The 9121-nt window shown below is 73.1% G+C and carries 12 protein-coding genes; 8 read left to right on the top strand and 4 right to left on the bottom strand.

Translation table 11 applies throughout. The features are described 5' to 3' along the window. The 3 genes from ACFV0Q_RS12775 to ACFV0Q_RS12785 all read left to right on the top strand — a co-directional run. Window positions 1-562: AmfC protein (locus ACFV0Q_RS12775; RefSeq protein ID WP_385004418.1), on the top strand; the 562-nt coding region annotated here is incomplete at its 5' end. Between the two features lie 102 nt (window positions 563-664). Beyond that, entirely contained in the window at window positions 665-1909 is a 1245-nt protein-coding gene (locus ACFV0Q_RS12780; RefSeq protein ID WP_385004420.1) for a GNAT family N-acetyltransferase, read from the top strand. Between the two features lie 58 nt (window positions 1910-1967). Next, entirely contained in the window at window positions 1968-2738 is a 771-nt protein-coding gene (locus ACFV0Q_RS12785) for a putative protein N(5)-glutamine methyltransferase (protein ID WP_385004421.1), read from the top strand. Between the two features lie 48 nt (window positions 2739-2786). Here ACFV0Q_RS12785 and ACFV0Q_RS12790 read toward each other — a convergent pair whose 3' ends face one another. Continuing rightward, the gene (locus tag ACFV0Q_RS12790) at window positions 2787-3662 is read right to left on the bottom strand and encodes an NAD(P)-dependent oxidoreductase (RefSeq protein ID WP_385004423.1); all 876 of its coding nucleotides are present in this window, start codon (window positions 3660-3662) and stop codon (window positions 2787-2789) included. A gap of 49 nt (window positions 3663-3711) precedes the next feature. Here ACFV0Q_RS12790 and ACFV0Q_RS12795 point away from each other — a divergent pair, with 49 nt between their 5' ends. Then, window positions 3712-4071 carry a winged helix-turn-helix transcriptional regulator gene (locus ACFV0Q_RS12795; RefSeq protein ID WP_385004425.1) on the top strand — a complete coding sequence of 120 codons (360 nt, stop codon included), beginning with the start codon at window positions 3712-3714 and terminating at the stop codon, window positions 4069-4071. Between the two features lie 110 nt (window positions 4072-4181). Here ACFV0Q_RS12795 and ACFV0Q_RS12800 read toward each other — a convergent pair whose 3' ends face one another. Together ACFV0Q_RS12800 and ACFV0Q_RS12805 are read right to left on the bottom strand one after the other, a co-directional pair. Then, the gene (locus ACFV0Q_RS12800) at window positions 4182-4598 is read right to left on the bottom strand and encodes a VOC family protein (protein ID WP_385004427.1); all 417 of its coding nucleotides are present in this window, start codon (window positions 4596-4598) and stop codon (window positions 4182-4184) included. A 9-nt stretch (window positions 4599-4607) separates the two neighbouring features. Next, a complete protein-coding gene (locus ACFV0Q_RS12805) occupies window positions 4608-4982 on the bottom strand; it encodes a helix-turn-helix transcriptional regulator (protein ID WP_385004441.1) in 375 nt (124 codons plus the stop codon). A 119-nt stretch (window positions 4983-5101) separates the two neighbouring features. On the opposite strand from ACFV0Q_RS12805, the gene ACFV0Q_RS12810 reads away from it, so the two are divergent. The 4 genes from ACFV0Q_RS12810 to ACFV0Q_RS12825 all read left to right on the top strand — a co-directional run bounded on the left by ACFV0Q_RS12810 (window position 5102) and on the right by ACFV0Q_RS12825 (window position 7423). Next, window positions 5102-5839, top strand: coding sequence for a VOC family protein (locus ACFV0Q_RS12810; RefSeq protein WP_385004429.1), 738 nt, complete (start codon window positions 5102-5104; stop codon window positions 5837-5839). A 96-nt stretch (window positions 5840-5935) separates the two neighbouring features. Further along, on the top strand, window positions 5936-6370 hold the full coding sequence (locus tag ACFV0Q_RS12815; RefSeq protein WP_385004431.1) for a helix-turn-helix domain-containing protein: 435 nt from the start codon (window positions 5936-5938) through the stop codon (window positions 6368-6370). A gap of 23 nt (window positions 6371-6393) precedes the next feature. Next, entirely contained in the window at window positions 6394-6972 is a 579-nt protein-coding gene (locus ACFV0Q_RS12820) for a hypothetical protein (RefSeq protein ID WP_385004433.1), read from the top strand. Between the two features lie 115 nt (window positions 6973-7087). Further along, window positions 7088-7423 carry a DUF2516 family protein gene (locus tag ACFV0Q_RS12825; RefSeq protein WP_385004435.1) on the top strand — a complete coding sequence of 112 codons (336 nt, stop codon included), beginning with the start codon at window positions 7088-7090 and terminating at the stop codon, window positions 7421-7423. A gap of 38 nt (window positions 7424-7461) precedes the next feature. Here ACFV0Q_RS12825 and ACFV0Q_RS12830 read toward each other — a convergent pair whose 3' ends face one another. Beyond that, entirely contained in the window at window positions 7462-8712 is a 1251-nt protein-coding gene (locus ACFV0Q_RS12830; RefSeq protein ID WP_385004437.1) for a PP2C family protein-serine/threonine phosphatase, read from the bottom strand. Window positions 8713-9121: the final 409 nt, after the last annotated feature.

Here is a 9121-nt window from a genome sequence, read left to right on the forward strand (position 1 = left end):
GCCGGGCGGGCCCCCCCCCGGCCGGGCGCGGCGGCCCCCCCCCAACCCCCCCGGCGACACCGGGTCGCCGACCGCCGGGGGGCCGACCACCCCCGCCACGGCGCTCGGCCTGCCCGAACTGCGCGCCCTGCGCCGCGACGCGCAGCGCGACGAGGCCGACCTGAGCTACGTACGCAGGCTCCTGCAGGGCCGCATCGACATCCTGCGGGCCGAACTCGCCCGCCGGACGGACCCCGAGGCACGGGTGGTGGACCGGCTGTCGGAGATCCTCGCCGACGCCCCGTCCAGCCGCAGCGCCTCCGCCCGGCACGTCACGCTCGGCACCCCGCACAGCGAGGAGTTCCGGCTGCTGGCCGCCGAGATGCTGTCCGACGTGGAACTGTCGGACCTGGCCGCCCGCACGGACGCCGAACTGCACGACGCGATGGGCCGGCTGGTCGGCTACGAGCAGCAGGTCTCGCGGCGCAGACAACAGCTCCAGCGCATGGCGGACGACTCCAGCGCCGAGATCACCCGCCGCTACCGCGAGGGCGAGGCGCAGGTGGACGACCTCCTGGCGTAGCGGAGCGGCCGTCGGCTCCTGCCGGGCCACCGCCGGTCCCCGGTCGCGGGCCGCCGGAAAATCGGGCGACCCGCCGGAGTCCGGCGATTAGCGTGACCGGTCATGAGCGCAGACGTCCGGCCGATCGCCGCCTCCGAACTCCCCGACTGGCTGAACACCCTCAACACCGGATTCCTCACCCCGGGCACCCCGACCGAATCCGATGTGGCGCAGCGCGCCGAACACAGCGAACCGGGCCGCCTGCTGGGCGGCTTCGACCCCGACACCGGCCGCTGCGTGTCGACCTTCCGCTCCTTCACCCAGGAGCTGACCGTGCCCGGCGGGGCCACCGTCCCGTGCAGCGCGGTCTCCAACGTCACCGTGCTGCCCACCCACCGCCGCCAGGGCCTGCTGACCCGCATGATGGCCGCCGAACTCGCCGCCGCCCACGCCCGCGGCGACGTCCTGTCGATCCTGGTCGCCGCCGAGCACCCGATCTACGGGCGCTACGGCTTCGGGCCCGCCACCTCCCTCACCGAATGGGAGATCGACGTCCCGCGCACCGGTCTCGACCGGCACCGCCCGCTCCCCGCCGACGGGGGCCGCATCGACCTGGTCGACGGCGCCGAGGTGCGCCGCGTCGGGCCCGCCCTGCACGAGCGGCTGCGCGCGTCCACGAACGGCGCGATCAGGCGCGACGACCGCTGGTGGAACCTGGTGACCGGCAAGGTGGAGTACTCCCACCGCCCCTTCAAGGAAAAGATGTTCGCCGTGTACCGGACGGCGGAGGGCGAGGTGGCGGGGCTGGCCGCCTACCGCGCCGACGACCACTGGACCGACGCGAAGGTCCCGCAGCAGACCCTGTACGTGAAGGAGCTGATCGCGCTCACCCCGCGGGCGGAGCGGGCGCTGTGGCACTTCCTGTGCTCCATCGACTGGGTGCTGAAGGTCCGCACCGGCTACCGGGCCCCCGACGACCTCGTGCCCGAGCTGCTGCCCGATCCGCGCGCGGCCCGGACGGTGACCGTCGCCGACTTCCTGTGGGTGCGAGTGCTGGACGTCGTACGGGCGCTCGGCGCGCGGACGTACGCCGTGCCCGGGGTGCTCGTCCTGGAGGTCGACGACCCGTCCGGTCCGGCGGGCGGCCGCTACCGGCTGGACGCGGGCGGCGGTACGTGTTCCCGTACGGAGGAGCCCGCCGACCTGCGGCTCGACGCGTCCGCGCTGGCCTCGCTGTACCTCGGCGACGCGTCGGCGGTGCGGCTGGCCGCGCTGGGCCGGGTGGCCGGACAGCGGCCCGGGGCGGTGGAGCTCGCCGACGCGGTGTTCCGCACCGCGCGCAGGCCGTGGTGCCCGGACATGTTTTGATCGGACACCTTCTGACCGGCCGGCGGCCATCGTTGTGACAACCAGGGGAACGAGTGACGTGTTGACGATCGTGGAACGGCTGCGCGCGGCGGGCTGCGTGTTCGCCGAGGAAGAGGCGGACCTGCTGGTCGCGGCCGCCACCGACGACGGGCACCTGTCGGGCATGGTGGCCCGCCGGGTGGCCGGGGAACCGCTGGAGCACGTGGTCGGCTGGGCGGAGTTCTGCGGGCTGCGGATGGAGGTGGGCGCGGGGGCCTTCGTGCCGCGGCGGCGCACCGAGTTCCTGGTGCAGGAGGCGGTGGCGCTGACCCGGCCCGGCGCGGTGGTCCTCGACCTGTGCTGCGGGGTCGGCGCCCTCGGCGCGGCCGTCGCCGACCGGGTCCCGGGTGGCGTCGAGCTGCACGCCGCCGACATCGACCCCGGCGCGCTGGCGTACGCCCGGCGCAACGTGGCTCCGTACGGGGGCACGGTCTGGGAGGGCGACCTGTACGAGGCGCTCCCGGAGCGGCTGCGGGGGCGGGTGGACACGCTGGTGGTCAACGCCCCGTACGTGCCGACGGAGGAGATCGGGCTGATGCCGTCGGAGGCCCGGGACCACGAGCCGCTGGTCTCCCTCGACGGGGGCGCGGACGGCCTGGACGTCCACCGGCGGGTGGCGGCGCGGGCCGAGGCCTGGCTGGCGCCGGGCGGACACCTGCTGATCGAGACCAGCGCCCGGCAGTCGCCGGTGACGGCGTCCGCCCTGACGGCCGGCGGGCTCGCGGTACGGGCGGTCAGCTCCGAGGAGCTGTACGCGACCGTGGTCATCGGGACGTCCGGGGTCCGGTAGGGACCCCGGCGGGTGCCTCAGGCGGGGGTGCCCTCAGCCGCGGGTGCCTCAGGCGCGGCGGCCGAGGACCTCGGCGACCCGGATGTACCCGTCCGTTCCGTGCCCGAGTTCGACGGTGCGGCGGGCCGTGGCCTCGATGGCGCGCATCACGCCCGCGTCGATGCCGTGCTCCTGCGAGGCGTGGACCACGTGGGTCATCGTCGACAGCCCCGAGGTGAGCGGGTTGCCCTCGCCGGAGAAGCCGCCGTCGTCGAACTCGGCCGCCATCTCCTCGAAGAGCGGCGGCAGGATCGTGGCGATGCCCTGGGCGAAGGGGGCCAGTTCCCGGGCGCTGATGCCCTCGGCCCGGGCGATCGCGACGGCGTGCGCGTAGCCCGCCATCGCCGTCCAGAAGACGTCGAGCAGTGCGATGTCGTAGGCGGCCGCCCGGCCGACGTCCTCCCCGAGGTGGGTGTGCGTGCCGCCCAGCGCCTCCAGCACGGCGCGGTGTTCGGCGTAGAGGTCCTCGGGGCCGCTGTGGATGTACACGGAGGCGGGGGTGCCGATGGTGGTGGTCGGGGTCATGATCGCGCCGTCCAGGTAGCGGATGCCGTGGCGCTCCGCCCAGTCGCCCGTGTCGCGGGCCCGCCCGGGGGTGTCGGCGGAGAGGTTCACGAGGGTGCGTCCCTTGAGGGCACGGGTGACCGGCTCGGTGCGCAGCACGGCGTCCGAGGCGTCGTAGTTCACCACGCAGATCACGGTCAGGGGGCTCGCGGCGACCGCCCCGTCGGCCGAAGCGGCGCCGAAGGCCCCGCGTTCGACCAGTTCGCGGTCCCGGCCCGGGGTCCGGTTCCAGACGGTGACGGACAGACCGGCGTCCAGGAAGGCGCGGGCCAGGCACCGGCCCATCGGGCCCAGACCGAGCACGGTAACGGCAGACTGCATGGAGGAACTCCCTCTGAAGCAATGACAATTGATAAGAAAAGGGGCGGAGATGACGCGCAGTCGGGCCCAGGACCCGAACGTCTGCGGGGTGACGGCGGCCATCGCCGTGATCGAAGGCAAATGGAAGACCGCGCTGCTGTGGCTGCTGGAATCCGGTCCGCACCGGCCCGGTGAGCTGCGCCGGCTGCAGCCGGGCCTGAGCGAGAAGGTGCTGACCCAGGCACTGCGCGAGATGGAGGCGGACGGCCTGGTGCACCGGGAGGTGCACGACGTGCTGCCCTTGAAGACCGAGTACTCCCTGACGGAGTTCGGCCGCGAACTCTCCGAGGCGCTGGGCCCGGTCTCCGACTGGGGCCACCGCCGCCTGGAGCGGCTCGTCGCGGACTCAGGGGGCCGGCCGGCTTCCTGAGGCGGCGCGGCGCTCCTTCCCTTCTCTCCGCGCCCCGCCTGGAACAAGCCTCGCGGGTCCGGGGCGGGGCGCCAAGTACCCACAAAAAAGTGGGTGGGGGTGAGGGAGGGCTACGTGGTGCGGGGCTGGTTGAAGCGGAGGAGGTTGCCGGAGGGGTCGCGGAAGGCGCAGTCGCGTACGCCGTAGGGCTGGTCCATCGGTTCCTGCAGGACCTCGCCGCCGGCCGCGCGGATCCGCTCGAAGGTGGCGTCGCAGTCGGTGGTCTGGAAGATGACGCCGCGCAGCAGGCCCTTGGCCATCAGCTCGGCCGCCGCCTGCCGGTCCTCGTCGGTGGCGCCCGGGTCCGCGAGCGGCGGCTCCAGGACGATCTCCACGTCCGGCTGCGCGGGCGAGCCCACGGTCACCCAGCGCATCCCCTCGAAGCCGACGTCGTTGCGCACCTCCAGGCCGAGCACGTCACGGTAGAAGGCGAGGGCCTTCTCGTGGTCGTCGACGGCGATGAAGCACTGCGAGAGCTTGATTTCCATGCCTTCACGCTACGGACCGGTGGCCGCCTTCGCCCCTTTGCCGCGGACCGGCCGGGTGTGGAGCTTGGCGACGCAGGCCGGGATGGCGGCGCTGTCGTCGTGGTCCCGGGCCCGGTACGCGCTCGGGGTCTCGCCGACCAGCTCGGTGAACCGGGAGCTGAAGGAGCCCAGCGAGGTGCAGCCGACCGCCATGCAGACCTCCGTCACCGTGAGGTCGCCCCGCCGCAGCAGCGCCTTGGCCCGCTCGATCCGGCGGGTCATGAGGTGGCTGTACGGGGTCTCGCCGAAGGCGGCGCGGAAGCTCCGCGAGAAGTGGCCCGGCGACATCAGCGCCACCCGCGCCAGCGCGGGGACGTCCAGCGGCTGCGCGTAGTCGCGGTCCATCAGGTCACGGGTCCGGCGCAGCCGGACGAGATCGGAAAGGGGTACACGGGGCACACGACCACGGTACAGACCGGGCCGCCGGGGCCGCCGGGGCCGGCGGAGCTTCTAAGATCATCGGCATGTCAACACGACTCGTGCAGATCAACATGAAGGCCCACGACGACTCCGCGCTCGGCCGGTTCTGGGCGGAGGCACTCGGCTGGGGTATCGACAGCGAGGGACCCGGCGTGACCAACCTCGAACCCGTGGGCTTCGCCTACCCCGACCCCGTGGCCGTTTGCATCGACATCATCGCCCGCCCGGAACCCAAAACGGTCAAGAACCGTGTGCACCTTGATCTGGCCACCACCTCGACCGCCCATCAGGCGGAGTTGGTCGCGCGCTTGAAGGATCTCGGCGCGACGCTCGCCGACGTGGGGCAGGGCGACGTCCCCTGGACGGTCATGGCCGACCCGGAAGGCAACGAGTTCTGCGTCCTGGAGCCCCGTCCGGTCTACCGGGACACCGGGCCGATCGCCGCGGTGGTGGTCGACTGCGCCGACCCGCGAGGGATGGCCCGGTTCTGGGGCGAGGCGATGGACTGGACGCTGCACGAGGTCACCGACGACCAGGCGACCATGCGCTCCGCCAAGGGCGTCGGCCCCTACCTGGAGTTCCTCCGCACTCCCGACACCAAGAGCGTGTGGAACCGCGTCCACCTCGACGTCGGCCCCTACCTCGGTGACGACCCGGCCGCAGAGGCGGCCCGACTGCGCGCCCTGGGCGCCACCGATCCTGATTTTGACCAGTCCGCGATCCACTGGACGGTTCTGGCCGACCCGGAAGGCAACGAGTTCTGCCTCCTCTCGCCCCGCTGACCTTCGGGCGAGTCACAGGGGGCCTCCGGGGACGGGGGTGGGAGCTATTGCAAGCGTCCGCTTGCAATAGTTAGCAGGGTGCGGCAGGATCGGGGCATGGCATCGCTCAACGTCGGAAACCTCGGCGAATACCTCCGTGAACAGCGGCGGCAGGCCCAGCTTTCGCTGCGGCAGCTGGCCGACGCCGCGGGAGTGTCGAATCCGTACCTGAGCCAGATCGAGCGCGGGCTGCGCAAGCCGAGCGCGGACATCCTCCAGCAGCTGGCCAAGGCGCTGCGGATCTCCGCGGAGACGCTGTACGTGCAGGCCGGGATCCTCGACGAGCGGGACCGGGACGAGGTGGAGACGCGGGCCGTCATCCTCTCCGACCCGTCGATCAACGAGCGGCAGAAGCAGGTGCTGCTCCAGATCTACGACGCGTTCCGCCGGGAGAACGCGCTGGAGGCGGAGGAGCCCGAAACGGACTCCTCCGGCTCCGGCTCCGGCTCGGGCTCCGGCTCCGGCGACACCGCGGTGCCCCCTACGAACTGACTGTGATCCGGGAGGACCAGCACATGGCCATCGCCGATGACCTGAAGAAGACCCTCACCGACCCCACCCCCCTCTACTTCGCCGCCGGCACCGCCGACCTCGCCGTCCAGCAGGCCAAGAAGGTGCCCGGGCTCATCGACCAGCTGCGCGCCGAGGCCCCCGCGCGCATCGAGGCCGTGAAGAACGCCGACACCAAGGCAGTCCAGGAGAAGGCGAAGGTCGCCCAGGAGGCGGTCACCGCGAAGGTCGCCGAGGTCCTCGGGGCGATCGACCCGAAGAAGCTGGGCGAGACTGCCCAGGACCTGGCGCTGCGCGGCGTCGGCGTCGCCGCCGAGTACGCCGTCCGGGCCAAGGAGACCTACGACAAGGTCGCCGAGCACGGCGAGCAGGCCGTCCGCGCCTGGCGCGGAGAGGTCGCCGACGAGATCGTCGACATCGCCGGCGCCGTGGAGCCGGAGCCGGAGACGGCGCCCGCCGCCGAGGCCTCCGCCGACGACGCGGCCGCCGGTGACGCGGCCGGGGAAAAGCCGGCCGCAAGGAAGAACGGCGTGCGCCGCGGCACGGCCAAGAAGGCCACCGTCACGGCCGGCGACGAGAGCTGATCGAGCCGGAACGGACCGGGCACCCGCGGGGTGCCCGGTTCGTTGTCGTTTGGGAAAGCGGCTCCGGCGGTAGCGTGGAGTCAGGTGTGCCCGAGGCGAGAAGGCGGTCGAGACGATGCTGATGCAGGGATTCAACAACGGGGTGCTCCCGTTGCTCGGCTACGCCATGCTGGCGCTCGCCGTCGTGGCCTTGGTGCTGGCGGTGCTGCCCCGCGAGGACGCGTACCGGGCCGCCGACAAGCAGACCAAGACGTTCTGGCTGGTCATCCTGGGTGTCACGGTCCTGGTGGACTTCTTCCTCGGGATGCTGTTCCTGCAGATCGCGGGTCTGGTGGCGACCATCGTGTTCATGGTCGACGTGCGCCCCGCCCTCAAGCAGGTCTCCGGCGGCCCCCGCCGGGGCGGCAGCAGCAGCGACGGACCGTACGGCCCCTACAACGGCGGCCGGTAGGCGCGGACGGGTCGCCGACGGGTCGCCGTCGGGCCCGTTCAGCCCGCCGAGCGGGAGAGCAGGACCACGGCCACGTCGTCGGTGAGCTCGCCGCCGTTGAGGCGGCGGGCCTCGGTGACGGAGGCCTCCAGCAGGCCCTCGCCGCTCAGACCGCGGTCCAGGTGCCGGTTGATCATCTCGACCATGCCGTCCTGCCCGAGGCGCTCGCGGCCGTCCCCGATCCGGCCCTCGATGAGGCCGTCGGTGTAGAGCATCAGGCTCCAGGTGCCGCCCAGGTCGACCTGACGGCGGGGCCAGCGCGCCCGGGGCAGCAGGCCCAGCGCCGGGCCGCTGTTCTCGTACGGGAGGAGCCGCGCGGGGCGGCCCGGCCGGGATATCAGCGGGGCCGGATGCCCGGCCAGGCACAGGCCCGCGCGGCGGCCGTCCGGGGAGATGTCCACGGTGCACAGCGTCGCGAAGATCTCCTCGCAGGGGCGCTCGACCTCCAGGACCTCCTGGAGAGTGGCCAGCAGGTCGTCGCCGCACAGGCCGGCCAGGGTCAGGGCGCGCCAGGCGATGCGCAGCTCGACGCCGAGGGCGGCCTCGTCGGGGCCGTGGCCGCAGACGTCCCCGATCATGGCGTGGACGGTGCCGTCGGGGGTGCGGACGGTGTCGTAGAAGTCCCCGCCCAGCAGGGCCCTGCTGCGGCCGGGGCGGTAGCGGGCGGCGAAGCGGAGGTCGGAGCCCTCCAGCAGGGGGGTCGGGAGCAGGCCGCGTTCGAGACGGGCGTTCTCCTGGGCGCGCAGTTTCGATTCTGCGAGCTTGTACTGGGCGATGTCCGCCCGCTTTCTCTCCACGGCGTAGCGGATGGCGCGGCTCAGCAGCCGCCCGTCGAGCTCGTCGCGCAGGAGGAAGTCCTGCGCGCCGACGCGGACGGCCTCGGCGGCGCGGTCGGCGTCGGCCTCCGCCGTCAGGACGAGGACGGCGTGGCGGGGGGCGAGGCGGAGCACCTGGCGGAGGGCCCCGAGGCCGTCGCCCTCGGTGTCGGCGTCCGCGGAGGCGGCGCCGGGCAGGGCGAGGTCCAGGTCCAGCAGGACGCAGTGCACGTCGGGCGTGAGCAGCCGCGCGGCCTCGGTGAGGTTGCGGGCGCTGCGGAGCCGGATGCGGTGGCCGTCGGCGTCGAGGATCTCGGGGACGGTGAGGCCGCCCGCCGGGTCGTCCTCGATCACCAGCAGGGTCAGCGAGGCCTGGGGTGCGGTGCCGCTTTCCGCGGCCGGGATCTCCCTTTGCCGCGGTACGGGTGCGGGCATCGTTTCCGGTTCCTTCCCTCCCCCCGAGGGTGCGCTCATGCGGCGACCCTAGCGGGCGGGTGGGGCGAGCGGAATGGTGAGCGGGGGCGGGCCTCCGGCATATGCCCTTATCGCGGGGGAAACCCCGTTCCCGGGATGACGAACGTCACCCCGAAAGCTCGTCCACCGAGATCAGGCCGCGCCCGGCCCCTGGGGCTCCGCCCCAGACCCCGCGCCTCGAACGCCGGCGAGGCTGGATTGTGGCTGAACACCGCCACCAGGCAATGCCGACGCCTCTGGGCCCCGCCGGGGAAATTCAGGGCAGAACGGCAAAAATCAGCCCCGCCCGGGGGCACCTCCCAGCGGTAGCTGGGGGCGTTTGACGCGCGGGGGTCCGGGGGCGGAGCCCCCGCAACCTAGCCGCGCTGTG

This window comes from Streptomyces sp. NPDC059564, from assembly GCF_042735575.1.
Lineage (GTDB): Bacteria > Actinomycetota > Actinomycetes > Streptomycetales > Streptomycetaceae > Streptomyces.